The 24,760-nt window shown below is 69.3% G+C and carries 24 protein-coding genes; 15 read left to right on the forward strand and 9 right to left on the reverse strand.

The window, feature by feature from the left end; all coding sequences use genetic code 11:
• The first annotated feature begins 25 nt into the window (after positions 1-25).
• The 3 genes from EV648_RS20415 (at position 26) to EV648_RS20425 (ending at position 3,631) form a co-directional block, all read left to right on the forward strand.
• Positions 26-928, forward strand: a complete 903-nt coding sequence (locus tag EV648_RS20415; protein ID WP_132191624.1) for a carbohydrate ABC transporter permease — start codon at positions 26-28, stop codon at positions 926-928.
• Positions 925-1,824, forward strand: coding sequence for a carbohydrate ABC transporter permease (locus EV648_RS20420; RefSeq protein ID WP_132191623.1), 900 nt, complete (start codon positions 925-927; stop codon positions 1,822-1,824). The genes EV648_RS20415 and EV648_RS20420 overlap by 4 nt, the downstream gene beginning before the upstream one ends.
• A 163-nt stretch (positions 1,825-1,987) precedes the next feature.
• On the forward strand, positions 1,988-3,631 hold the full coding sequence (locus EV648_RS20425) for a hypothetical protein (RefSeq protein ID WP_241995404.1): 1,644 nt from the start codon (positions 1,988-1,990) through the stop codon (positions 3,629-3,631).
• A 12-nt stretch (positions 3,632-3,643) separates the two neighbouring features.
• Here the strand turns inward: EV648_RS20425 and EV648_RS20430 are convergent, their stop codons facing one another.
• Positions 3,644-4,561, reverse strand: coding sequence for a hypothetical protein (locus tag EV648_RS20430; protein WP_132293858.1), 918 nt, complete (start codon positions 4,559-4,561; stop codon positions 3,644-3,646).
• A 119-nt stretch (positions 4,562-4,680) separates the two neighbouring features.
• Here EV648_RS20430 and EV648_RS20435 point away from each other — a divergent pair, with 119 nt between their 5' ends.
• Positions 4,681-6,465: an NHL domain-containing thioredoxin family protein gene (locus EV648_RS20435; protein WP_132293861.1), complete on the forward strand. Its 1,785-nt coding sequence runs from the start codon at positions 4,681-4,683 to the stop codon at positions 6,463-6,465.
• Here the strand turns inward: EV648_RS20435 and EV648_RS20440 are convergent.
• From EV648_RS20440 to EV648_RS20465, 6 genes are all read right to left on the reverse strand, one after another.
• A complete protein-coding gene (locus EV648_RS20440) occupies positions 6,455-6,703 on the reverse strand; it encodes a DUF6458 family protein (protein WP_132293864.1) in 249 nt (82 codons plus the stop codon). The genes EV648_RS20435 and EV648_RS20440 overlap by 11 nt on opposite strands.
• Before the next feature lie 182 nt (positions 6,704-6,885).
• Positions 6,886-7,656: a DUF4097 family beta strand repeat-containing protein gene (locus EV648_RS20445; protein WP_132293867.1), complete on the reverse strand. Its 771-nt coding sequence runs from the start codon at positions 7,654-7,656 to the stop codon at positions 6,886-6,888.
• 116 nt (positions 7,657-7,772) lie between these two features.
• The gene (locus tag EV648_RS20450; RefSeq protein WP_132293870.1) at positions 7,773-9,047 is read right to left on the reverse strand and encodes a hypothetical protein; all 1,275 of its coding nucleotides are present in this window, start codon (positions 9,045-9,047) and stop codon (positions 7,773-7,775) included.
• Entirely contained in the window at positions 9,044-9,706 is a 663-nt protein-coding gene (locus EV648_RS20455) for a hypothetical protein (protein ID WP_132293873.1), read from the reverse strand. The genes EV648_RS20450 and EV648_RS20455 overlap by 4 nt, the downstream gene beginning before the upstream one ends.
• Positions 9,706-11,088 (reverse strand): hypothetical protein, encoded by a 1,383-nt coding sequence (locus EV648_RS20460; protein WP_132293876.1) that lies wholly within the window; start codon positions 11,086-11,088, stop codon positions 9,706-9,708. Before EV648_RS20460 ends, EV648_RS20455 begins: the two co-directional genes overlap by 1 nt.
• A gap of 216 nt (positions 11,089-11,304) precedes the next feature.
• Positions 11,305-13,164 (reverse strand): acyl-CoA dehydrogenase, encoded by a 1,860-nt coding sequence (locus EV648_RS20465; protein WP_132293879.1) that lies wholly within the window; start codon positions 13,162-13,164, stop codon positions 11,305-11,307.
• Between the two features lie 113 nt (positions 13,165-13,277).
• Between EV648_RS20465 and EV648_RS20470 the strand changes: the two genes are divergently transcribed.
• The 4 genes from EV648_RS20470 to EV648_RS20485 all read left to right on the forward strand — a co-directional run bounded on the left by EV648_RS20470 (position 13,278) and on the right by EV648_RS20485 (position 17,378).
• Complete coding sequence (locus EV648_RS20470; RefSeq protein WP_132293882.1) at positions 13,278-13,805, forward strand: histidine phosphatase family protein; 528 nt, start codon at positions 13,278-13,280, stop codon at positions 13,803-13,805.
• Between the two features lie 146 nt (positions 13,806-13,951).
• Entirely contained in the window at positions 13,952-15,280 is a 1,329-nt protein-coding gene (locus tag EV648_RS20475; RefSeq protein WP_132293885.1) for an MFS transporter, read from the forward strand.
• 1 nt (position 15,281) lies between these two features.
• On the forward strand, positions 15,282-16,445 hold the full coding sequence (locus EV648_RS20480) for an anhydro-N-acetylmuramic acid kinase (RefSeq protein WP_132293888.1): 1,164 nt from the start codon (positions 15,282-15,284) through the stop codon (positions 16,443-16,445).
• Between the two features lie 39 nt (positions 16,446-16,484).
• The gene (locus EV648_RS20485) at positions 16,485-17,378 is read left to right on the forward strand and encodes a S9 family peptidase (protein ID WP_132293891.1); all 894 of its coding nucleotides are present in this window, start codon (positions 16,485-16,487) and stop codon (positions 17,376-17,378) included.
• Here the strand turns inward: EV648_RS20485 and EV648_RS20490 are convergent.
• Positions 17,368-17,841, reverse strand: a complete 474-nt coding sequence (locus EV648_RS20490) for an AAA family ATPase (protein ID WP_241995405.1) — start codon at positions 17,839-17,841, stop codon at positions 17,368-17,370. The genes EV648_RS20485 and EV648_RS20490 overlap by 11 nt on opposite strands.
• A 123-nt stretch (positions 17,842-17,964) precedes the next feature.
• On the opposite strand from EV648_RS20490, the gene EV648_RS20495 reads away from it, so the two are divergent.
• The 3 genes from EV648_RS20495 to EV648_RS20505 all read left to right on the forward strand — a co-directional run bounded on the left by EV648_RS20495 (position 17,965) and on the right by EV648_RS20505 (position 20,607).
• Positions 17,965-19,014 (forward strand): MerR family transcriptional regulator, encoded by a 1,050-nt coding sequence (locus EV648_RS20495; RefSeq protein WP_132293894.1) that lies wholly within the window; start codon positions 17,965-17,967, stop codon positions 19,012-19,014.
• Positions 19,011-20,189 carry an MFS transporter gene (locus tag EV648_RS20500; protein ID WP_132293897.1) on the forward strand — a complete coding sequence of 393 codons (1,179 nt, stop codon included), beginning with the start codon at positions 19,011-19,013 and terminating at the stop codon, positions 20,187-20,189. The genes EV648_RS20495 and EV648_RS20500 overlap by 4 nt, the downstream gene beginning before the upstream one ends.
• Positions 20,190-20,310: 121 nt before the next feature.
• Positions 20,311-20,607: a hypothetical protein gene (locus EV648_RS20505; protein WP_132191613.1), complete on the forward strand. Its 297-nt coding sequence runs from the start codon at positions 20,311-20,313 to the stop codon at positions 20,605-20,607.
• Between the two features lie 60 nt (positions 20,608-20,667).
• Here EV648_RS20505 and EV648_RS20510 read toward each other — a convergent pair whose 3' ends face one another.
• Positions 20,668-21,534 carry an LLM class flavin-dependent oxidoreductase gene (locus EV648_RS20510; protein WP_132293900.1) on the reverse strand — a complete coding sequence of 289 codons (867 nt, stop codon included), beginning with the start codon at positions 21,532-21,534 and terminating at the stop codon, positions 20,668-20,670.
• 61 nt (positions 21,535-21,595) lie between these two features.
• Between EV648_RS20510 and EV648_RS20515 the strand changes: the two genes are divergently transcribed.
• The 4 genes from EV648_RS20515 to EV648_RS20530 all read left to right on the forward strand — a co-directional run bounded on the left by EV648_RS20515 (position 21,596) and on the right by EV648_RS20530 (position 24,693).
• A complete protein-coding gene (locus EV648_RS20515) occupies positions 21,596-22,228 on the forward strand; it encodes a TetR/AcrR family transcriptional regulator (protein WP_132293903.1) in 633 nt (210 codons plus the stop codon).
• A gap of 26 nt (positions 22,229-22,254) precedes the next feature.
• The gene (locus EV648_RS20520) at positions 22,255-22,752 is read left to right on the forward strand and encodes a hypothetical protein (RefSeq protein ID WP_132293906.1); all 498 of its coding nucleotides are present in this window, start codon (positions 22,255-22,257) and stop codon (positions 22,750-22,752) included.
• Positions 22,753-22,858: 106 nt separating this feature from the next.
• Positions 22,859-23,383, forward strand: a complete 525-nt coding sequence (locus EV648_RS20525) for an NUDIX hydrolase (RefSeq protein ID WP_132293909.1) — start codon at positions 22,859-22,861, stop codon at positions 23,381-23,383.
• Positions 23,384-23,466: 83 nt separating this feature from the next.
• The gene (locus tag EV648_RS20530; protein ID WP_132293912.1) at positions 23,467-24,693 is read left to right on the forward strand and encodes an epoxide hydrolase family protein; all 1,227 of its coding nucleotides are present in this window, start codon (positions 23,467-23,469) and stop codon (positions 24,691-24,693) included.
• Positions 24,694-24,760 lie beyond the last annotated feature (67 nt).

Raw genomic sequence — 24,760 nt, forward strand, 5'->3', positions numbered from 1 at the left:
CAAGCGTCGGTTTGGAGGACTGAGCATGCACGGAAGAATCCGCACCTGGGGCCCGGGCGCACTGGTGCTGCTGCCGACGGTGCTGCTGCTCGGGTACTTCGTCTATGGGCTGATCGCCTGGACGTTCAACACCTCGCTGACCGACCGGCACACGGCCCGCAGGGGCGGCCCGGTCGACTACGTCGGGTTCGAGAACTACGCGAACCTGTTCGGCGAGGAGCGGTTCCTCAACTCGCTGAAGAACCTCGGCGTGCTCACGGTGTCGTTCATCGTGGGCACGCTGATCTTCGGCGTGATTTGGGCGTTGCTGCTGGAGAAGGGGGTCACCGGGGAAGGCGTGTTCCGGTCGGTCTTCCTGTTCCCGATGGCGATCTCGATGATCGCCTCCGGGGTGGTCTGGGGCTGGTTGCTGAACCCGTCCCAGGGTGACGACGCGCGCGGCCTGAACCGGCTGTTCTCGATCCTCCAGCTCAATTTCCTGGAGAACCCCTGGTGGACCGCGGGCAGTAGATGGACGACGATGATGGCCATCGCGCTACCCGCGGTCTGGCAGCTGTCGGGCTACATCATGGCGCTGTTCCTGGCCGGGTTCCGGGGCATCCCGCCGGAGCTACGGGAGGCGGCCCGGGTCGACGGTGCGAGCGAGTTCAAGCTGTACCGGCACGTGCTGTTCCCGCAGCTGTCGCCGATCGCCCTGTCGGCCCTGATCATCCTCGGCCACATGTCGCTGAAGCTGTTCGACCTGATCTACGCGATCACCGGGCCGAACCAGTTCCGCACCGAGGTGCCGTCGATCTACATGTGGAACACCTTGCTCCGCGGTGACATGGCCAAGGCGGCCGCGATCGCGATCGTGCTGCTCGCGGTGGTCGCCGTACTCGTCATCCCGTACGTCGCGTACACCGTCCGGCAGGAGAGTGAAGAATGACCGCCGTAGAGGCTGCGACCGGCCAGGCCGCCGCGGCGATCCGCCGGAAGCCGCAGCGTGGGGTCATCTCCGACGGCTCGACCCGTCGCAGCCGGACGGTCCGCTACCTCCTGCTGCTGCTCTTCCTGCTGTTCATCCTGACCCCGGTGTACGTCGTGGTGATCGGCAGCTTCAAGACGTCCAGCGACACCACCGCCGCCGCGCAGTGGTCGTTGCCGGAGACCTGGACGCTGGAACCGTGGCGCAAGGCCTGGGACGTGCTGCAGCCCTACATGGTCCGCTCGCTGTCGCTGGCGATCCCGGCCGCGATCATCTCGTCGCTGATCGGGTCCGCGAACGGCTTCGTGCTGGCCCGCTGGCGGTTCCCCGGGGCGAACCTGGTGTTCGCCCTCATTTTGTTCGGCATGTTCATCCCGTACCAGGCGGTGATGCTGCCGCTGCGGACCACGTTCCAGGAGCTGGACGTGACCCGGGGCGTGCCGACCCTGATCATCGCGCACGTCATCTACGGCATCCCGATCTGCACGCTGATCTTCCGGAACTACTACGCCACCATCGTGCCGAACGAGATCATCGAGTCGGCCCGGGTGGACGGGGCCGGCCTGATCCAGACGTACCTGCGGATCATCCTGCCGATCTCCATCTCGGGCTTCGTGGTGACGCTGATCTGGCAGTTCACCTCGGTCTGGAACGACTTCCTGTTCGCGCTGTTCCTGACCCAGCAGAACAACGGTCCGGTCACGCTGGGCCTCGCGGCGCTGGCCGGCGGGCAGAAGGTCGACTACGCGGCCAGCATGGCGGGAGCCCTGATCACCTCGATCCCGACCCTGCTCGTCTACATCGTGCTGGGCCGCTGGTTCATCGGCGGCCTGATGGCAGGCGCCCTGAAGGGCTGATCTCGGGGTCCTGCCCATGTACTGCGGCCTGCGGCCCGTGGAACCGGTACCTCGTACCGGACCCACGGGCCGCGGGCTTTCGCCACGGCGTGTCGACTCGGTCATCCACAGGACGCGCGCACCGCCCTGCGGCAGGTGCCCGGTCGGCGGTAATCTCGCCAGAGTGACCAAGTCACGAGGCCGGGACGGACGCGGCAGCCACTTACGGCTGGTCGGCTCAGGTTCAGGCCCGAACCCAGGGCAGCCGCCGGCGGGTGTCTCGGGGCAGGACCTCGACACCACGCCAAGCGTCGCTGTCCTGGACACCTTGCAGGAGACGCTGCTGCTGGACCTCGCCGCCGCCCCACCAGCGCTACACCCGGTGATCGCCGAAGCCTCGGTGGCCCGCTCGGCCGCCCTGCTCGCGGACCAACTCTGGCCGGCCGGGCAGCCCGACGAGATCGGTGAGGTCGAGCGGTTCTTCTGGGCGGACGCCGCCCGGGTCCTCGGCGAGCGGCGTGACCCGGATTCCTTTGTCCTGTTGACGAGTCTGGCCCGCACGGTCGGCCCGGCCGGACGACTCCCGCTGCAGCGAGCCCACCTCTCCCGCGGCCGGACGCAGTACGACGTGCCTGACTGGGTGTCGCGGATCGCGGGGTTCCGGCTGACCAGCGCGATCGTCTCCGAGGACGTCACCGGTGACGGGCTGAGCGTGGTGCTCGACTACGACGACGACCAGCACCCGCACACCGTGGTGGTCTTCGTCGACAACAACCTGGGCGCGATCGCCAAGGACGTCTTCGTCGGGCCGCCGGTGGACCGGGTGGTCGAGGCGTACCAGCGGGGTGGCCGGGTGACCGTCCGGACGGTCCGGCCCGCGACCGCCGCGGGGATCATCCTGCAGGCGCTCGGCGAGACCCACGACCACGACGACCCGCCGGTCACCGAGGACTTCGAGTTCTTCTCCGGACTGCTGGTGAACCGGCTGACGCAGCTCCCGGAGCGCCCGGTCCGGCCGCCGGTCAGGGCGCAGCTGTCCGGCCGGCAGCGGGATCAGCTGGTGGACGAGTTCCTCGAATCGCCTTACGGGGTTGGCCTTCCCGACGATGCGACCGACATCGCGCGGCTGTGGATCGACCACGCGGTGGACCGGACGGTGGGCGGCCCGCTCCGCGTCAGCGCGGTACTGGTGGAGCTTTTCCTGTCCTACTGGTTGCCGCGCAAGGTGCTTGCCGACAGCACCTACTTCGCGGCGGTGCCGGTCGTGGTGAAGGCGTGGCTGCGGTTCGCCGGGGAGCGGACCGAGCTCGACCTGGACGCGATCGAGGAGGCCACCGACGCCGTGGACGTGTGGACCCCGGCCCTCGAGGCGGCCGCGCTGTCCGACCCGATCGGCTCGAAGTCGGGTGAACGCGTCTTCCTCGACGACACCAGCGCCGACCTCGAGGAGGCCTACCGCAGCCTGGCCGGCCTGGGAGCACCCCCGCGCCCGGACCTCCGCGGCCTCGACAAGTCCCTCGGGGCGACCCTGACCGTCCTCGCCCCGCACGCCTGGCTCCTGGCCGGCGAGATCCTCGGCGCGAACTACGCCGCCGAAGCCTTCGAGATCGCCGACAGCCTGGTCCGCGACGCCCCCGAACTCCTCGGCAAGGCCCGCCTCTCCACCTGGCCCCGAGCCATCGTCTGGCTCCTGGCCCACCGCCACCGCCTGGTAGGCCCCGGCGAACCCCTGACCCCCCAAACCCTCGCCGCCGACCTCTCCTCCTCCGCTCCCACCCTCCGCAAAACCGCCAAACTCCTCACCGACACCCTGATCCTCCCGCGCTGAACCCGGCCGCCTTTACGGCGGCTGCGTCGAAGCCGCGCGGTCGCCGTCGAGGTCGACGGAGTACTTGCCGATCGGATGCTTGCAGGTGCCGGTCCCTGCGGGGATGACCCGGCGGACAGGGAGTTCGCCGTCGGGCGAGCGTTGGCCGACGATCTCGCAGGACTTGAAGACGTAGGTGGTGCCGTTCCACTCGAAGACGTCCCGGCTGGTGGTCGGATTCAGGGTGTTGGCCGGCCAGCCTTCGCGGTACGCGGTGAGCCGGCGCAGACCCGCGAGGTTCGGTTCCTCGTAGCCGTCGATCACCAGGCCGGAGCCGCCCACCGTGCCGAACGTCTGGACGGGCGTCGTGGACGGATCGAGCACCCAGGCGATCCCGCTGTGGTTGGTGACGGCGAAGCTGACGAACAGGTGGTTCGTCACGTCCGTCTCGAGCGCGCCCAGCCCGTAGCCGGGGGCGAACGACTGGATCGGCGACTTCCAGCGGAGCGCGCCGGAGGAGTCGAAGACCAGGACGGCGGAGCCTGCCCGGCTCTCGAGCTCATCCTCGGTGACCAGGTCCACTCCGACCGCCGTGAGCTCCCCGGTCCCGTTCGCGATCACCACGGACTTGGTCGTCCGGCAGGAGAACCCATCCTGCTCGCACTCCTCGATCGCCTGCTCGATCCGCTCCTCGAGACTCGGCTTGCCGCGGACCAGGCCGATGGCTCGCGTCCCGAGCGAGTCCCCGAACACCAGGACGATCAAGGCGATGGCGAGACTGGCAGCAGCCACCTTGTCCCTCGGGCGGGACAGCACCCCGCGCGGTACCGGTGCGGCTTGCTGCTCGACACGCGGCACCGCCGCGGCGGCGGGCTCTTTCGGGGCAACCTGCACCTTCGCGGCGGCCGGCGGCCGCTTCGGCGTACCTCGCCGCCGGGATTTCTTCGCCACGGGGACATTCTGTCAGCAGCAGGCTCACTCGAGGTTGCTCGGCAACTACTCCCTGATGCGCCGGCCGGATGGTGGGCTGGGTTCGGGAGCGAGTTGGGGAGGGGCGGAGAATGGACGGTATGCATGTGCGCGCGCCGGAGCTCAGGGGTCGGGGTTGGTTGAACACCGGGGGTCAGGAGCTGAGGCTTACTGACTTCCGGGGGCGGTTCTTGTTGATCGATTTCTGGACTTTTTGCTGTATCAACTGTCTGCATGTGCTGGACGAGTTGCGGCCTCTGGAGGAGAAGTACGGGGACGCGTTGGTGATCGTCGGGGTGCATTCGCCGAAGTTCGCGCATGAGGGCAAGGAGGCGGCCGTCAAGGCGGCTGTCGAGCGGTATGAGGTGGGGCATCCGGTGCTGGACGACCCGGAGCTGGTCACCTGGGAGAACTACACCGCGCGGGCCTGGCCGACGCTCGTGCTGGTGGACCCGAACGGCTACATCGTCGCGCAGTACTCCGGGGAGGGGCACGAGCACGCGCTGGATGCCCAGTTGGCGGAACTGATCGCGGAGCACGAGAAGGCGGGCACTCTCACCCGCGGCAAGTCGCCGTACGTGGCGCCGACTGCCGAGCCGACGGATCTGCGCTTCCCGGCCAAGGCGGTGGCCCTGGGCGACGGGTTCCTCGTCGCCGACGCGGGCAACCACAGCGTGGTCGAGCTGGCGGCCGACGCGACCACCGTCCTCCGCAGGTTCGGCACCAAGCAGCGCGGCCTCAACGACGGCCCGGCCGACCAAGCGACCTTCTCCGAGCCGAACGGCCTCACCCTGCTCCCCGCCGAGGTGGCGGCGAAGGTCGGGTACGACGTGGTCGTCGCGGACACGGTCAACCACACGCTGCGCGGGATCAACCTGACCACCAACGCGGTCAGCACGCTCGTCGGCACCGGCAAGCAGTGGATGGACGGCGACGGCACGGACGTCCTGAGCTCGCCGTGGGACGTCGCCTGGTGGCAGGACAAGGTGTGGATCGCCATGGCCGGCGTGCACCAGCTCTGGACGTTCGACCCGTTCACCAGGACCACCGAGGTCGCCGCGGGCACCACCAACGAAGGATTGCGGGACGGCGCCAAGGAGCAGGCCTGGTTCGCGCAGACATCCGGTTTCGCGGTGGACGGCGACCGGCTCTGGCTCGCCGACTCCGAGATCTCCGCACTGCGCTGGGTCGACACCGAGGTCCACACGGCCGTCGGGACTGGATTGTTCGACTTCGGCCTCCGCGACGGCAAGGCCGAGGAGGCACTCCTCCAGCACCCGCTCGGCGTGACGCTCCTCCCGGACGGTTCGATCGCGATCGCCGACACCTACAACGGCGCCGTACGCCGGTACGACCCGCGCAGCGGACTCGTCGAGACGATGGCGACGGGTCTCGCCGAGCCGAGCGGAGCCGTTGTCGTGGGCAACGAGCTGCTGGTGGTCGAGTCGGCGGCGCACCGGCTGACCCGCATCCCGCTGGGCGCTTCGGCGAAGGCGGAGGAGTTCAGCACCCGGACGCAACGCCCGCCGATGAAGATCGCGGGCGGCGAGGTGACGCTGGACATCGTGTTCACGCCGCCGCCGGGCCAGAAGCTGGACGACCGGTACGGGCCGTCCACCAGGCTGCTCGTCTCAGCGACCCCGGAGGGCTTGCTCAAGGAGGGTGCGGGTGACTCCACCGAGCTCACCCGGCGGCTGGTGATCGACGAACGTGTGGGCGACGGAGTGCTGCACGTCGCAGTACAGGCTGCTTCCTGTGACGACTCGGCCGAGGTGGAGTTTCCGGCCTGTCACATGCATCGGCAGGACTGGGGAGTGCCGGTCCGGGTCGCCGCGGGGGCGCCCGATCGGCTCGAACTGGTGCTGTCCGGAGCGACTACTCCTTGATGTCGCGGTTGTGTTCCTCGACGACGCGGTACTCCTCCTCGACCGCCGGGTCGAGCGCGTCGTTCGGGACCCGCCGCCTCCGGTTGGTGATGTAGAAGGAGAGGGCGATCCCGGCGGCGCCGGCGAGCATCAGGATGTAACCGACCACGGTCAGGTCGACCGCGTCCCAGGAGTCGCGGACGGCGAACGCCAGGATGGCGCCCACCACCATCAGGAAGATCCCCACACCGATGCTCATGTCGAGCCCTCCTCGAGAAGTCACGGACAGTTCGACGCTACGCCCGCCAGCCCCGGGGGTCCATCAACGACGCGTGTCGGTCCGGCCCCGGGCCGGACGACCCGCAGCGCTTTCTCGGGGTACCCGCCCGTAAACGTGCCGCGCGGCCCCTGCTCCAGGCTGGGACAGGCCAGTCGGGAGCGTCAACGAGTGGCCAGTGTCACGTCGCCGCTGACCGTGCTCGCGTCGATGCTGTGGCTGCCGTCGGGCGCGTTCCCGAGGCCGTTCTCGACGTCGCCGCTGCGGGTCTCGGTGTGGACCTTGTAGTCGCCGGCCGGCGCCTTCACCTCGATATCGCTGCTGGTGCCCTTGGCCCGGACGTCGTTCTGCTCGTCGAGCTCGAGCTGCAGGTCGCCGGAGGTGGTCTCGACGTTCACCGCACCACCCTTCAGCCGGGTGGCGTCGATGTCGCCCGAGGTCGCCACGATGTCGAGCTTGCCGGTGATCCGGTCGATCTCCACGTCCCCTGACGTGAGGTCGAGCTTCACGTCCCCGGTCACGTCGCGCACCGAGATGTCCCCGGACCGGGAGCTGGCGTCGATCCCGCCGACGCCGGTGATCGAGAGGTCGCCGCTGCCGTTCTCGCCGGTCACCTTGGTCCCGCGCGGGACGGTGATGACGAAGTCCGCGGTGCACTGCCAGCCGCAGTCGCCGTCCAGCTTCAGCGTCTCGCCGTCCACCGAGTAGGTGTCGCCGTGCTTGATCAGCCAGTACTTGCGCTTCTCCTGGACGGTGGTCGTGTCGCCGTCGCCGACCTTGATGGTGATGTCCGCGTTCGGCGAGTCCAGCCGCACCGTGGAGATCTTGCTGTCGACCTGGTGCTCGCCGGCCGATTCCCGGTCCCCGAAGGACCAGAACGCCAGTGCCGCCCCGGTCACCAGCAGCAGCGCCCCCACCTGCTTGGTGTCAGCCATCCCGACCCGCCCCATCTCATCCGCCCCGCGCCAACCTGTCGCTTGACAGTAGGTCCGTACGGCGGCAGCCCGGATCAGGCAAGACCCTCAGATCCGCCCTGACCCCACGCTCAGGGTCAGCGGTGGTGGTCCCCACGGGTGACGGCGTTGGGCAGGTCGTCGGTGACGGCGCCGAAGAACGTCCGGGCCCAGAGGTCGTCGCTGTGCCAGTAGGGCCCGTCCTCGCCCGGCAGAGAGGCCGGTGCCGTACCGCGTTTCAGCGCGCGCCGGCAGTCGGCGCAGAGCGGCAGAGTGAGCGTGGTGCCGTCGGCATCGACCTGCGTCGGACGGCCGGAAGCCCTTCCGTGCAAGGGATTGAAGGCACACAGCGGCTGTACTTCGACGGGCTTGCGCCCGGCCGCCAGAGCCTGGGCGATGTCGTACTCGCGGCGTCCCTGGTCCAGCAGCACCATCGCCCCGACCACGTCGACCAGGTCGCGCGAGGAGTCCAGCACCCGGCTCGCGGCATCGTGAGCGTCGAGTGCCAGCTGCTGATGCCGCAGACCTTCGCCGGCGACCGTCGGCAGCGCAGCCAGGTCCGATCCGAGCGTGGTGAGCTCGGCCGAGGTCTCGCGGGTCAGCCGGCGGCGTCGCTCGGCAGCCACCGTCGCCGCGACGTGCGGCGGAATGTTGAACGGCTTCTCCCGCCTCGGCGAACCGCTGCTCCCAGCGCCACCCGAACCGCGACGTCGCAGCCCGATCCACAACCCCAGCGCCACCAGGCACGCAAGCACTGCCAACACGATGCCCAGGGCAATGACGCCGCCGGAACGACCGGAATGGTCATAGTTGGCAGGGCCGGTCCGCCGGTCCGTCTCCGGCCGCATCGCCGGCGGCAGAGCCGGCCCGGCCAGGAGCTCGTAGAACCGCGTCAGCACCTCGGTCGGCCCGGCGTCGTACTCGGTGTCGTCCAGGGCGCGCTCCCGCGCCGGGCTCAGCTTCTTCTGGTCGAGCTGTGGAACATCCAGCGTCTCGTACCAGGGGAACCTCCCGCCGCCCTCGACCACGACGTACAGGCCGGGTTTGCGCAGGGCGTCCATCACCAGGGTGAGGACGTTGCGCTCCTTTCCCTGGAAGCCGTCGCTCGGGGAGAGCGGCAGGATGATCGTGTAGACCGGGTATCCCAGCGCCTTGGCCTTCTCCCGCACACCCGCCCGCATCGTCTCCGGCAGCCCCGGCGCGTACGACGGGTCGACGTACAGCGGGTCCTTCGTCAGCGCGGTCGCGATCTCGCGCGCTCGTTCCGCGGGGGTCTGACTCGCACCCACCTCGGCTGCTCGGGCGGGAGCCGGGACCAACGTCAGCGGCAGCAGCAACGCGGCCGCCAGGATCAGGACTTGCCGGGCTCTCACTGCTGACCTCCACGTCGAGGGGCGACGAGTGCCGCCAGTCCGAACACGATGCCGGCCAGGAGGGCGCCGCCCATCAGGCCGATCGTCATTCCGCCGATGCCGTTGCCGATCGCCTTGCCCACGGTGAACCGCTCCCGCTCGTAGGTGCGCTCCGGCGCCGTCGGCAGTTCGGCGGTCCGGGCCGGCTTGACCTTCACCCGGTCGTTGAGCTCGAGATCGTCCAGGTACTGCGAGAGTTGGTCGGCCAGAGCGGTCTTCGAGGACGCGAAGGTGTCGAAGGGCGCGCGGGCGCCGAGCAGGTGCGCCGCCCCGGTTGTGGCCGTCCCGTCCATCACGACGTAGATCCCGGGCTTGCCGTTGGTCACGGCGAGCCAGCCCGCGAGCCGCTCGGTGTCGTCCTTCTCCTGGAACCATGCGCCAGTCGGCATGACGGCGACGAACACCGGCGCTGGTGCCGTCGCGATCCGCTCGGCCAACTGCTGGTCCTGGGTGCCGACGTACTCGGCGTACAGCGGATCGACGTACACCGGCTTGGTCTTCCAGGCGGCGACGGCGGCCGTGACCCGTGGATCGGTCGGGAAGTCGGCGGCCGACGCGGTGAGTCCGCCGCCGACGAAGACGGCCAGGCCGGTCAGCAGGATCAGGGCGAGGCGCTTCATCACTTGTCCTCCTGGCGGCCGACCCGCTCGGCGAGATCGTCCTCGAGCGAGCCGAAGCCGGTGGCGACCAGCGGCTGCAGCTTCGGGTCGAGCGTCCAGTACGGGACCGCCGACTGGTCCATCCCGAACAGCCCCGACTTCTTCCAGACCAGGAACCCGCGCGGCGTCTCGCCACGCTCCAGCAGCCTCGCGCAGTTCGGACAGGCCGGTACTTCGGTCCCTTCGGACCAGGCGGCCTGGACGGTTCCCGGCTGGTGGGTCGGGTTGAAGAAGCACGGCGGCTGGACCGTCCCGTCACCGGCGACCTGCCAAGCCTGCCGAGCCAGTACGAACGCTCCAGCCGCTGCAGTCAGCTCCTCGGAGGAGGACCTCCCGGCGGCTGCGGTCAGGTCCTCGGAGGAACCTCCGGCCGTTGCCGTCACGCCTTCGGAGGACCTGAGCGTGCGAGCCGCATCGAGCCGCCGGGCCGCGTCGTCGCGCCGGTCGAGCAGGTCCAGACTGTTGTCGCTGGACGCCTTGATCCGGGACTCCAGCCCGCGCAGCGCCTTCTCGGCCTTGCCGATCCACCGATCGGCCTGCGACCGCACCGACGCCACAGTCACCGGCTCCCGTGGCGCGGCCACCGGCCGGGACTGCCCTGCCTTGCCCCTGGCTCCGCCGCTGCCCTTGCCGCGGCCGGCCTTGGCGTTCCGGCGGTCCTTCGCGGGACGCTTTCGCCGGCTGCGCACGGTCAGGAGGATCACGATGATCACCCCGAGCACCCCGCCGACGCCCATCCCGATGAAGGCGGACAGGTCTTCCTTGTCCGTGGTGGACCTGCCGGACCGGCCGGAGTAGGTGTCCTCGCGGAGGTCGCCCGCGGGGACCTCCGGCAGCGGGCGCCCGTAGTACGCCGTCGCGGCCTGCTGGATCGTCCGCACGATCCGCGGCGCCGGCCGGTCGGTCACGATGCGGTTGTCCTGCTTGTCGTCCAGTTGCACGCCGACGAGTTCGCGGCCCTTGAGCCCGCCCGGCCGGATCAGCTTCTCGGTGCCCGACCAGTAGTCGTTCGAGACCGTGAACACCAGATACAGCCCCGGCTCACCGGTACGGGCCTGCAGCAACGTCGGCAGCGCCTCTGGGAGCTCTCGCGTCGAGGGCACCCGCGGCAGCAGCGCGACGTACACGGGGAAGTCGACGGTCTTGGTCGCGGCCCGGATCCGGTCCAGCTCGGCCTTCGGGAACGCAGGCCGCATCGCGTCGTAGATGAAGAGGCGGTCGGTCTCCCAGGCGGCGGCGATCTGGTCCGGGAGTTCCGGCGGAGCGGCGGCGGCCGGGGTCGGCGAGAGGAAAGCCAGGACGGCGATCAGGGCGGCGCCGAGGCCGGCGAATCGGGCGGACATCGCAGTCAGGGTACGACGACCGGTTGGCGGGTTCACTTCTGGACTGACGCGAGCCTCCCCGGCCGGGTTCCGACAGAGCCTGACCGGGTTCCGACAGAGCGCGGCCCTGGCTCGGACAGGGGAAGCCGGGCCAGGGTCGCGGTGTCGCTCGGGCAGAAACGATTCCTGAAACCGATCACGCCAGGGAGGGCAGATCGGCGGGCAGCGCGGGGCAGATCAGAAGGCCGACTCGGGCAGATCCATCACGTCGAGGTCGGTCATCTCCGCCTTGATCCGCTCGGCGCGCACGGTCGGCATGGTCGACCGGACGAACCACTGCGCGGCGGCGAGCTTGCCGGTGTAGAAGTCCTGGTCGGCCGGCGACAGGTCCCCGCCGAGCTTCTCCAGGGCGATCTCGGCCTGCCGCAGCATCAGCCAGGAGCAGACCACGTCGCCGAGCACGTACAGCAGCCGGGACGTGTTCAGGCCCACCTTGTAGATGTTGCGCGGGTCGCCGTTCTCGGCCCGCGGGTTGCTCGCCATCAGCGCCTGGCCCATCACGCCGAGGATCTGCTGGGTGTCCTCGAGCCCCTTCGCGAGCAGTTCGCGCTCCTCCTTCAGCCGGCCGTTGCCCGCCTCGGAGGCGACGAACGCCTGGATCTGGTCGGCCAGGTGGCCCAGCGCCTTGCCCTGGTCCTTGATGATCTTGCGGAAGAACAGGTCCTGGCCCTGGATCGCGGTGGTGCCCTCGTACAGGGTGTCGATCTTGGCGTCGCGGACGTACTGCTCGATCGGGTAGTCCTGCAGGAAGCCCGAACCGCCGAAGGTCTGCAGTGACTCGGTGCCGAGCAGCGTCCAGGACTTCTCCGAGCCGTAGCCCTTCACCAGCGGCAGCAGCAGGTCGTTGACGCGCTCCGCCTCCTCGTCGTGCTCACCCGCGTACCGCGCCTGCTCGGCCCGGTCCTGGTACGTCGCGGTGAAGAGCACCAGTGCGCGCAGCGCCTCGGAGTACGACTTCTGCGTCATCAGCGAGCGGCGTACGTCGGGGTGGTGGGTGATGGTCACCCGCGGCGCGGTCTTCGCGGCGTTGGTCAGATCGGCGCCCTGGACCCGCTCCTTCGCGTACTCCAGCGCGTTCAGGTAGCCGGTGGACAGCGTGGCGATGGCCTTGGTGCCGACCATCATCCGGGCGTACTCGATCACCTGGAACATCTGCGCGATGCCGTCGTGCACCTCGCCGAGCAGGTAGCCCTTGGCCGGGGTGTTCTCGCCGAAGGTGATCTCGCAGGTGGTGGAGACCTTGATGCCCATCTTCTTCTCGACGTTCGTGACGAAGGCGCCGTTGCGCTCCCCGGTCAGCTCGCCGGTCTCCAGGTCGAAGTCGAACTTCGGCACGATGAAGAGGCTGAGCCCCTTCGTGCCCGGGCCGCCGGCGCCCTCGATGCCCTGCGGGCGGGCCAGCACCAGGTGCACGATGTTCTCGGTCATGTCGTGCTCGCCGGACGTGATGAACCGCTTGACGCCCTCGATGTGCCAGCTGCCGTCGTCCTGCCGGGTGGCCTTGGTACGCCCGGCGCCGACGTCGGAGCCAGCGTCCGGCTCGGTCAGCACCATCGTGGCGCCCCAGCCGCGCTCGATCATGTGGTGCGCGATCTTCTTGTCCCGCTCGGTGCCGTTGCGCCACAGCACGTGCGCGAAGTTCGGGCCGGCGGCGTAGATGTGGACGGCCGGGTTCGAGCCCAGCACCATCTCGGCGGCGGCCCAGCGCAGCGACGGCGGCGTCGGCTGGCCACCGAGCTCCGGCGGCAGCTCGAGCTTGAACCACTCGGCGTCCATGTAGGCGTGGTAGCTCTTCTTGAACGCCTCGGGCATCCGGACCTCGTGCGTCGCCGGGTCGTAGACCGGCGGGTTCCGGTCCGCGTCCTCGAACGATTCGGCCAGCTCGAACTTGGCGAGCCGGTCGATCTCGGACAGCACCTCACGCGCGGTGTCGACGTCCATGTCGGCATACGGGCCCTGGCCGAGGACCTCGCCGCGGCCCAGCACCTCGAGCAGGTTGAACTCGATGTCCCGCAGATTCGACTTGTAGTGGCTCACAAGGTTCCCCTACCTCTTCGCTACGCTGTACTCACGAGTAACTTAAGTATATACCCACCAGTAACGACCACCAAGCGGATTCCTCTGTGACCTGATCGGGCAGGGTGGTCAGCGTGACTGTGAAGCTGGTTTACGAGACGCACTCGACGACCGTGGACAACGAGACGGGCATCGCCACCGGGTGGCTGCCGGGGGAGTTGTCTGCCGAGGGCCGGCGCGAGTCGGTGCTGCTGGGTGAGCGCCGCCAGGACGTCGACGCGATCTTCAGTTCCGACCTGCTGCGCGCGGTGAAGACGGTGGAGATCGCGTTCGAGGGACAGGCGATCCCGCGGTTCCAGGACTGGCGACTGCGCGAGTGTGACTACGGCGAGCTCAACGGGGCGCCGGTCGAACAACTCGCGCCGCGGAGGCCGAAGGTCGGCGTACCGTTCCCGGGCGGTCAGAGCTATCGGGACGTGCTCGGCCTCACCCAGTCGTTCCTCGCCGACATCAAGGGCCCGTACGACGGTCGCAAGGTGCTGGTGGTCGGGCATGGGGCGCAGCGGTGGGCCCTGCAGCATCTCCTCGGCGACGGGACTCCGCTGGAAGATCTCGTAGACGCGCCCTTCGCCTGGCAGCCGGGCTGGGAGTACGAGCTCTGAGGACTCCTCTCCTCTATTCACCCGCTGCGAAACCGGGCCTGCCGGGAGGTGTCCGGCACGCCCGTGCTCGCCGGATGTGGAACTGATAGACCAAGATGGACCTTGAGGTGGGAGGAAAGTTACCGGGGCCTAGTGGAAGGCGAACGATGAGCACAGCACCCGCGACCCTCGACGTCCGGCGGACCCGCAGGTCCCTGGTGGCGGGCACGGTCGGCAACTTCGTCGAGTGGTACGAGTTCGGCGCCTACGGCTTCTTCGCCACCGTGATCGCCGCCAACTTCTTCAGCAGCACCTCCACCAGCGACGCCGAGAGCCTGATCAAGACGTACGCCTCGTTCGCGCTGGCCTTCTTCTTCCGGCCGATCGGCGCGGCGGTGTTCGGCCGGGTCGGCGACCGGATCGGCCGCCGACCGACGCTGATCATCGTCCTGCTGCTGATGACGTTGTCCACCACGCTGATCGGCATCCTGCCCACGTACGCGACCGTCGGGGCTGCGGCACCGTGGCTGCTCACGCTCGTCCGGGCGCTGCAGGGCCTGTCGGCCGGCGGTGAGTTCGGCGGCGCGGTGTCGATCATGACCGAGTTCGCCCCCAAGACCAAGCGCGGCCTGTACGGCGCTTGGCAGTCCCTCACGGTCGCGCTCGGGTTGCTCGTCGGAGCCGGGCTCGCGGCGATCGTGGCGACCGTGCTGAGTGAAGAGGCGCTGAACGACTGGGGTTGGCGGGTCCCGTTCCTGCTGGCGCTGCCGCTCGGTCTGGTCGCGCTGTGGTTGCGGCTGAGACTGGACGAGACGCCGAACTTCGAGCGCTTGCAGCAGGAAGCTCGGACGGGTGAGGTGGCCGGAAGGAACGTCGCGCAGGTGCCGCCGGCAGACAAGGCTGAGGTGGCCAAGGCGATCGCGCTCGGCATCGGCCGGCTGATGGGCTGGTCGGCGGCGGGCTACACCTTCCTCGTGGTGATGCCGTCCTACCTGCAGGCCACGCTGAACGCGACCTTCCAGCAGGCGCTGGTGGCGACCGTGCTGGCGAACCTCGGGTTCGCGGTCTCGATCATGCCGGCGGGCTGGCTGAGCGACCGGATCGGCCGCCGTCCGGTGATGGTCACCGGCGCCGCGCTGGTGGTCGTGCTCGCGTTCCCGCTGATGAATCTCCTGCAGGACAAGGAGAGTTCGACCGCGGCCAAGGGAATCGCCGTCTTCGTGGCCGGGTTGGTCGTCGGGCTGATGGCCGGACCTGGTCCCGCGATGCTGGCGGAGATGTTCCCGACCAGAGCGCGCTACACCGGCCTAGGCCTGGCGTACTCGCTGTCGAACGCGGTCTTCTCCGGCTGCGCCGGCCTCATCATCACCGAACTGATCAAGCGGACCAAGAACGTCGACATCCCGGCGTACTACGTTGCGGTGACGTGCGCGGTCAGCGTGGTCGCGCTGCTGACCTTGCGCGGCGACGACTACAAGCGCGAGTTGCGGGACTGACATGCGCGTCATCGGGCTGATGTCCGGCACCTCGTACGACGCGATCGACGCGGCGGCGGCGGACCTGCGGATCGAGGGCGACCGGATCGTCCTCACTCCGCTGGGCCTGCTGAGCCGGGAGTATCCGGAGTCATTGCGGGCCGAGCTCGCCAGTTCTTTGCCTCCGGCAACCACCACACTGGAGCAGGTGTGCCGGCTCGACACCGGGATCGGACAGGCCTTCGCCGGACTGGCGGAGCAGGCGGTCGAGCAACTCTGTGGTGGTCACGCGGATCTGATCGTGTCGCACGGGCAGACGGTCTTCCACTGGGTGGAGGAGGGGCAGGTCCACGGCACGTTGCAACTCGGGCAGCCGGCCTGGATCGCCGAGGCGACCGGCAGCACCGTCGTCTCGGACCTGCGCTCCCGCGATGTCGCCGCGGGCGGTCAAGGAGCCCCGCTGGTCAGCATCTTCGACGTCCTCTGGCTCCGCGGCCGCTCCGGCACCCCGGTTGCCCTCAACCTGGGCGGCATAGCCAACATCACCGTCGTCCCAAGCTCGGAGCCGATCGCGTTCGATACCGGGCCGGCCAATGCGTTGATCGATGCGGTGGTGCGGGAGCTCATTGGTGGGCGATCCACCTTTGACGCGGACGGTGTGATGGCCGGTCGCGGGCGGGTCCACCCCGAGCTGTTCAAGCGGTTGCTGGCGGAGCCCTACTACAGCCGACCGGCACCCAAGAGCACCGGGAAAGAGCTGTTCCACCTCGGCTACCTCGCGAAGGCGATGACCGGGCTTCCCGAGATCGCCCCCGACGATCTGGTCGCCACCGTCACCGCGCTGACCGCCCGGACCGTGGCCGACGCCGTGCACGCGTACGGCGGTACCGAGGTGATCGCGGCCGGGGGTGGCATCCGGAACCCCGTGCTGATGCACCTGCTCGCCCAGGAGCTCCGCGGGATCCCTTTGCGGAGTACGGACGAGCTTGGTCTGCCTGCCGCGGCGAAGGAGGCGTACGCGTTCGCAGTACTGGGGTTTCTGACGGTGAACGGGCTGGCTGGGACGGTGCCGAGTTGTACGGGGGCGCGGCATGCGAGCGTGCTCGGGTCGATCACGCCCGGGCTCGGCGCGTTGCCGATCGCCGCGCCGCCCGAGAGGGTTCCAGTCGCCCTGCACATCGAGTGAGCTGAGCGGAGTGAACCGGGCGGCGTGTGACGATCCAGCGTGATCAAGTCCGAGGAGATCCAGGTCGACGGCAGGCCGGCGCTGCTCACGGTGCCGGTGGAGGTTCCCGTCCGGGTTGGGGTTGTCGCGCTGCACGGATCCAGCAACTCGTCGTACCGGCAGGCGATCTTCGAGCACCTGGCTGAGACCCTCGCGCCGCTCGGCGTCGCGGTACTCGCGTTCGAGCGGGCGCCGTGGCCGCACGACGACGTGGACATCCCGTTCGCGGTGCAGGCCGAGGGCGCGGTGGCGGCGTACCGGGAGCTGCGGGCGCGGTACGACGTACCGGTCGGGTTCTGGGGAGTCAGCCAGGGCACTTGGGTCGCGGCGCTGGCTGCGCAGCAGTTGCCGGAGACGGCCTTCCTGCTGTTGCTCGGTTGTGCCGGGGTGAGCCCGGCCGAGCAGATGCGGCACGCGACCGTGGAGGCCGTACGGCGAGCCGGGTACGACGAGGAGGCGGTCGCCGGGGCCGTGGAGATCCGCGAGGTCGTGGCCGACTGGTTGCGCGGTGAGGTTGAGCGGACCGAGGTCGACGAGTTGCTCCGGCGCCGAAGCGGTGAGCCGTGGTTCGACCTCACCGGGATCCCGGTGGACCTGGGGGACGAGCAGCCGGTGTGGCACGAGATCGACTTCGAGTCCGAGCCGCTCTATGCGACGGTGCGGTGCCCGGTGCTGCTGATGCACGGAGAGGACGAGGCGAACCTGCCGGTGCCGGAGACGCTCGAGGTCTGGCGGCGAGCTGCTGCATCGTCCGGCAACATCGAGGTGGAGAGCGTGCGGATCCCCGGCGTCGGTCACTGGCCGGGGTCAGTCGATCGCAGTCTGGAGGGGATCAGCGAGGACTACGGTGACATCCTGCGGGCCTGGGTCGCGCGGTGGCTCGCTACTCGTTGACCCAGGCAAGGATCAGGCGGGCGGAGTCCTCAGGGGTGCCGTCGCCGGCGACCGAACGGGGGACCAGCTTGCGGATCTGCGCGGCGTCGGCGATCGCCTCCTCGATCTGCTCGTCGGACCACCCTCGCTCGGACAACCTTTTACGGCGTACAGAGTCCGGGCAGTCGAGGTGCAGCCAGCGGCCTTCGGGCAACTCCGTGGGCACCAGCGGCGAGAGCAGCAGCATCGGGGTGCCGGAGCGCCGGACCAGCTCGGTGATCCGCAACCACAGCGCGTTGTACGCCGGCCAGTTCGCGGCGGCGGACGAGTCGGCGATCTCGACGCCGAGCACCCGCCCCTCGGAGTCGAGCAACTCGTCCATGTCCATCACGACCAGCTGCCCGGCGCGCAGCCGCAGCAGCTCCGGGATCACCGTCGACTTGCCGGCCCCAGGCGCTCCGGTCACCACGAACAACCTCGTCACGACCCCATTTTCACCGACCCCCCGACCTCCCGCAGCACGACTCGACCCTTCATTTCCCCACTCGCTCCCGGGCCAGGTGTGCGGGTTGACCTTCGAGTTGGTCGAGGATCGAGGATCGGGGGCATGACGGACGAGTTGCTGGCGATCAGCGCGTTTGCGCGGCGGGTGGGATTGACCCCGAGTGCACTGCGGTTCTACGACGACTGCGGGCTGTTGCGGCCCGCGCAGGTGGACGACCAGAACGGCTACCGGTACTACGCGCCGGACCAGGAACCGCGGGCCGTTCTGCTCCGGGATCTGCGGGAGATTGACCTGCCGCTGGCCGAGGTACGGGTGGTGCTCGACGAGGGGCCGGCTGCGGGTGCCGCGGTGGTGCGGGCGCACCTGCGGACGGTCGAGGGCAAGGCCGACGCCGCTCGCCGGGCCGCTGCGCGGATCCTTGCCTCACTGCCGGCCGTTCCCTACGAGTGCGCAGTCACTCTGGGCGGCGCCGAGCTCGCAAGCGCGATCCGCCAGGTGGCGGCGGCCGCGGCGCCGACCGACGAGATCCCGGCCCTCGCCTGCGTTCTGGTCGAGCTCGACGAGGACGAGGTCACCCTGGTGGCGACGGACCGCTACCGCCTGTCGGTCCGCAAGCTCCACCCGGTCGGCTTCACCGGGTACCCGCGGAGCCTGCTCGTCACGGCGACCGAGCTGACCGCCCTCGCCCGTTGGGTGGCGGCCGCGGCCGAGGTGCGGATCGAGACGGGCCCAGCCGGTACGACGTTCGCGGCTGCCGGCACCTCGCTCGAGGTGCCGGTGGTCGACGAGGAGTTCCCGGCGTACCAGGCGATCCTCGAAGGACTGGCGCCGCCGACCAGCCGGGTCGTCGTCGACCGGCTCAGGCTGCTCGACCTGCTGACCGGCGAAACCGTTGCCCTGAGCATCGACTCGGAACGGCTCACAGTCACGCCGAAGGGTGCGACGGCGCCGTCGGGAGAGCTCGAGGTGATCGCGTCGGGCGAGCCTCTCCGGATCGGATTCACCGCCTCGCTGCTCGCGGCCGCGCTGAAGGTGAGCGTGGGACCGGACGTACTGCTGGAGATCGGGTCCGTGGATCGGCCGGTCGTCGTGCGCTCAGCCGATCAGGGCACCTTCACCACTCTGGTGATGCCGGCCCTTCTCGACGGGTGAACCGGGCCTACTACGGCTGGCTGGCAGGCGCGTCACTCTCGGCGTTCGGCGACACCGCGGTCTTCTTCGCCCTCGGTTGGGCGGCAGCCGGCCTCGGTCCGCACGTAGCCGGTCTGGTGCTGACCGGTTACACCCTGCCTCGCGCCGTACTCCTGCTCGCCGGTGGCGTCCTGGGCGACCGCTGGGGTCCACGCCGCCTCCTGCTCACCTGCTACCTCCTCCTCGCCGCGGTCGCCCTCTTCCTCGCCGGCGCAGTACACCTGATCGGTACCTCGGTGGCGCTGCTCCTGCTGACCGCATCCACCATCGGTACCGTCGACGCCTTCGCCCTCCCAGCGGCAGGCTCGTTCCCGCGCATCTTCGCCAGCGACGAGGAACTCCCCAGGGTGATGGCGCTCCGCACCTCCACTCAGCAGGTGGTCACCTTGCTCGGCGGGCCGGCAGGCGGGCTGCTCGTCGCGGCGGCGGGGCTGGTCGGTGCGCTGCTGGTCGACGCCTTCACCTTCCTCATCGCCTTCGCCTGTCTCGCCATCATCAAACTGCCGCGCGAGACCGCACCCGAGCCGGCCGCCGGATCCGTGGTGAAGGAAGCACTCGATGGCATCCGCCTGGCCTGGACCGACCCCGTACTGAGTGCGCTGCTGCTGACCGTCGGTTTGATGGCGGCCTCCGTTCTCCCGGTGACTTCGTTGTGCGTGCCACTTCTTGCCCGCTCGAACGGCTGGGCCGCCTCGCAAGCGGGATTGGTGGTCGGGGCAACGGTCGCCGGTGGGCTGACGGTCACGCTGTTGGTCGCCCGGCTCGGGACGTTCGCCCAACCCGCACGGACCGCTGCGGTCGGTTGCCTGGTCGCTGCCACTGGAGTCACCGGTCTCTCGCTGGCGTCGTCCGCCTACCTAGCGGCACTGTTCGCGGCGGTCCAAGGCGTCGGTATCGGCATCTTCACCTCGCACCTGGCGCCGCTCTTCGTCGCGAGCACGCCCCGGTCTCACCTGACCCGGCTGCAGTCGCTGCTAGCTCTCGCCCAGACTCTTCCGCTGATCGCCTCGACGAGCCTGCTCGGCCTGGTCGCCACAGCCGGCGTGCAGCTCGCAGTACTGGCTTCCGCCGCCGGTACTGCGCTCGCCGGGGCGACGCTGCTGGCGATGCCGCGAGCCACGGCGGCGGTCGCCTGACGAGACAAGGAGTATCAGGACGGCGGCCCTCCGACGAGACAGGGAGTATCTTGAGGGATCGGAGTCGGTGGCGTCTCACTGTCGAGCGCCTGGAAGTCCCCGGTGTGACGAGGCGATGTCTATGTCGTTCCCACTGTTCCTGCAGTCGTCCGCTGAGCAGTCCGGTCCGATCCGGCTGCGGCCAGCGGACATCACCCTCAACGCACTGTTCGCCGAGCTGACCGAAGCCCGATCCGCGAACCAGCTTGAGCGCGGAGCGCCCCGGCTGGGCACCGCCGGCGGCCGTCGCGCGGACCGCCTCCTGCAGAGTCTCGAGGCCTGCGCCGCTGCCCTCGAGGACCGCAACCTACCGATCCCCCCGTCCCTGCGAGACGAACTCCGCCTGCGCCGGAGCCTCCACGCCACCAGCCGCACCTGAATCAGCGGGGAGGCGGCCGACGCGCAGTACCGGCGCCGGGGCGGCCTCCGCCGCGAGGTGTCAGTCGCCGGCTTCGAGGGCGGCGATGCGGGGAACAGTCGCGATCAGGGTCTGGACTGATTCGGGGGTCCAGGGCCCGGTCCGGATGACGATGGCGTGCTCGATTCCGAGGGCTGCCTGGGTCTCGAAGCGGCGGACCAGGTCGTCGACGGTGTCATCGGGTTCGAGGCGGGTGGACAAGGTCTTCTCGACGGCGTCGTAGGGACGTCCGGCCTCGTCGCAGTGCCGACGGAGCACGTCCAGCTTGTGGCGGATGGTCTTGCCGCCGTCGGGGATGTCGAACAGGTTGCAGGCGTCCGCGGAGCGCGCGACCATCCGTAGCGTGCGTTGCTCGCCGACGCCGCCGATCAGCACCGGGGGCCGACGAGCCGGTCGCGGACTGCAGATCGGGCCGCCGAGCTGGAAGTGCTCACCCTGATATGGCGAGGAGTCCCCGGAGAACATCCGGTCGGCGATCTCCAGGAGTTCCTGCAGTTGGTCGAACCGCTCCCCGGTCGGTCCCATCGGGATCCCCATCGCCTTGGCTTCGGCACCCTCCCAGCCGATACCGAGGCCGAACCAGGCGCGTCCGCCGGTGAAGGCGTCCAGGGTCGCGATCGCCTTCACCTGGACAGCCGGCGGCCGGAAGGTGATCGGCGAGACCAGCATGCCGAGGCGTGCCCGGCCGGTGATCGCCGACAGGTACCCGAGCATGCTGACGGCCTCGAACAGTTCGGCCTCGACGTGACTGGTCGGGTCGGCCTGCAGGAGGTGGTCCGGCACCCAGATCGTGTCGAGACCACCCTCATCCGCCATCGTGGCCACCTGCCGCAGCCCGCCGACACCATCGGGCCAGGAGTGATCTGTGACGGTCAGACTGAGCTTCATAGCGTCCAATTCTTAGGGTGACTCTAGAATTATGGTCACCGTAGCGCACTAGGCTGCGGGTGTGAACCGGACCGAGGTCTCCGGCCGCCCCGGCGGGCTGCGCGAGCAGAAGAAGCAGGAGACGCGCGAGCGGATCGCCGCGACCGCGCGCGCGCTCTTCCAGCAGCACGGGTACGACAGCATCACCGTCGCCCGGGTAGCGGTCGCCGCAGGGGTCTCCGAGGCCACCGTCTTCAACTACTTCCCGACGAAGGACGAGCTGTTCTTCGGCGGCGGGCTGGAGGAGTTCGAGGGGCGGACGCTGGCCGCGGTCCGCGACCGGCGCGCGGGCGAGTCGGTGATCGCGGCCTTCCGTCGCTTCACCCTGCAGAACATTCGGCACGCGGCCGACCCGAAGGCCACCGAGCTCATCGTGACGGCTGCCCGGATCGTGGCCGGCAGCCCGACGCTGCAAGCCCGTGAACGCGAACTCGTCGCGACGACGACCGACTCCCTGGCCGCCCTGTTGCGCACGGAGGACGTCGGCCGCCTCGAGGCCTGGGTGATCGCGAACGCGCTGATCGGCGTCCAGCGCGCCATCGTGGCCGAAGTACGCGCTGAAGTTCTCGCAGGCCGCCACGGCGCCGCCCTCACCAACCGAGTACGCCGCCAGGCCGAGCGAGCCCTGAACCACCTCGAATCCGGGCTCGCCTGAGACGTGGGCATGGGGTCGCGTCGAGGATGGACGGTGCCGCCGCGCCGGTGATGCCGTACAGCCCGCCGACGTACGAGAAGCAAGGCCAGGTACGCCGGTACGCCGGGCTGACGACCGGGGTCGTTCTGTTGCTGGCGGCAACTGGTTGTGTCGCGGTGCCGGAGAAGAACACCAGCCAGTCGCTCAGCCGAGCGGCGGTCACCCTGGCGGACGGGAAGGCCGTGGTCGAGCGGTACAACGAGGTCAACAACAAGGCGAACCAGGCGCGGGACGCCAAGCTCTCGGAGACGATCGAGGGCGACCCGACGCTCGCTCAGACCCGCGCGGGGTACCGGATCGACGGGAAGCTCGATGCGGCCGACAAGAAGAAGATCAAGCCGTTCACCTACACCAAGCCACAGATCGGCGCACCCGCGTTCAGCTCCTACCCGATGCGGTTCGTCGTCAGCTCGGGTGTCTCCGACGACCCGGAGAGTCAGCAGCTCGGCGTCTGGCAGCGGCTGAACGCCGGTACATCCCGCTGAAGGGTTCGACCGCCAAGACCCGCATCCTGTCCCTGGACGGCCAACTGGTAGGCGCGGGCGGTTCCTGACGCAACCACGTGCGAGGCTCGACCCGGAGGTGTGACCGATGACTGAGGGTGGGCGTGCGGGTGATCTGGCTGCTGAGGGGGTGCCTGAGGCGGAGTTTCATCAGGGGATTGCGCAGCGGATGCCGCGTAAGGGCGTGGCCGGTGGGGCGTTGATCCGGAACGAGGACGGGTTGATCCTCTTTCTCGAGCCGACCTACAAGCCGACGCTCGACATTCCGGGTGGGATGGCGGAGCAGGACGAGTCGCCGTTGGAGGCTTGTCGTCGCGAGGTCCGGGAGGAGATCGGGCTGGAGCTGGAGATCGGTCCGTTGCTGGTGGTCGACTGGGTGCCGGCGATCGGAGTCTGGTTCGACGCGGTGAACTTCGTCTTCGACGGCGGTGTCCTCAGCAACGAGCAGATCCAGCAGCTGCGGATCGACCCGGTGGAGGCTCGCGGGAGTGAGTTCCTGACGCTCGGGCAGGCGAGCACCCGGCTGCGGCCGTCCATGGCGCGCCGGCTCGCCGCCGCCCAGGAAGCGGTCAGCCGCGGCGCGACGCAGTACACGGAGTTCGGGCGTCTCTGAAAGTGGAAATTCGGTCGGCGCCGAAGGTAAGCCGGGATACGTTACGAGCTGGAAGGAACCCGCTGTCGACAGGTAGAGGTGGCATGGCTGAGAACGCTCGCTTCCCGTTGGAGCCGACCCCGATCCATGTTCCCGACGCGACGCTGGACGACCTCAGGGCGCGGCTCGAGCTCACCCGGTGGCCCGACGACGTGGGGAACGACGACTGGTTCTACGGGGTCGGCCGGACCTACCTCCAAGAGCTCGCCGAGTACTGGCTCCACCAGTACGACTGGCGCAAGGCCGAGGCCGCGATCAACGCCTACGAGCACTACCAGGTGCATGTGGACGGCGTACCGGTGCACTTCCTGCGCAAGCCGGGAGTCGGCCCGGCGCCGACACCGTTGATCCTCAGTCACGGCTGGCCGTGGACCTTCTGGCACTGGTCGAGGGTGATCGACAAGCTCGCTGACCCCGCCGCCTTCGGGGGCGATCCGGCCGACGCGTTCGACGTGATCGTGCCGTCGCTGCCGGGCTTCGGGTTCTCCACCCCGCTGCCGAGGAACCCGGACATGAACTTCTGGAAGGTGGCCGACCTCTGGCACACCTTGATGACCGAGACCCTCGGCTACTCGAAGTACGCCGCAGCGGGGTGCGACGTCGGCGCGCTGGTGACCGGCCAGCTCGGCCACAAGTACGCCGACGAGCTGCACGGCATCCACATCGGCTCGGGTCTGCGGCTCGACTTCTTCACCGGCGACCGGGCCTGGGACCTCAGCGGCGGCCGGCCGATTCCCGAAGGGCTGCCAGAGGCCGTCCATGCGCAGGTCGTCGCGCTCGATCGCCGGTTCGCCGTTCACCTGGCCGCGCACGTCCTCGACCCCAGCACGCTCTCCTATGGACTGACCGACTCGCCTGTCGGCCTGCTCGCCTGGATCCTCGAGCGCTGGGAGCGATGGAGCGACGACCACGGCGACCTCGAGAGCGTCTTCAGCAAGGACGACCTGCTCACCCACGCGATGATCTTCTGGGTCAACAACGCGATCAGTACGTCGATCCGGTACTACGCGAACGCCAACCGCTACCCGTGGACGCCGTCGCACGATCGCAAGCCGGTGATCGAGGCCCCGACCGGTATCACCTTCGTCGGCTACGAGAACCCGCCCGGCGTGACCACGGAGCAGCGCGTCGACAGCTGGCTCGGCCTGCGTGAGGGCTGGTACAACCACGTCAACCTCACCGCCCACGATGCCGGCGGCCACTTCATCCCCTGGGAAGTTCCCGACGCCTGGGTGGACGATCTCCGCCGTACCTTCCGCACCCGCCGCTGATCCGGGGAAGGAAAGCGGAGGTAAGCGGTTGCCGTAAGATAGTTCCGGCTGGTTGACTCCGGGGGTG

Origin of the sequence: Kribbella sp. VKM Ac-2568, assembly GCF_004345365.1 — a bacterium.
Lineage (GTDB): Bacteria > Actinomycetota > Actinomycetes > Propionibacteriales > Kribbellaceae > Kribbella > Kribbella orskensis.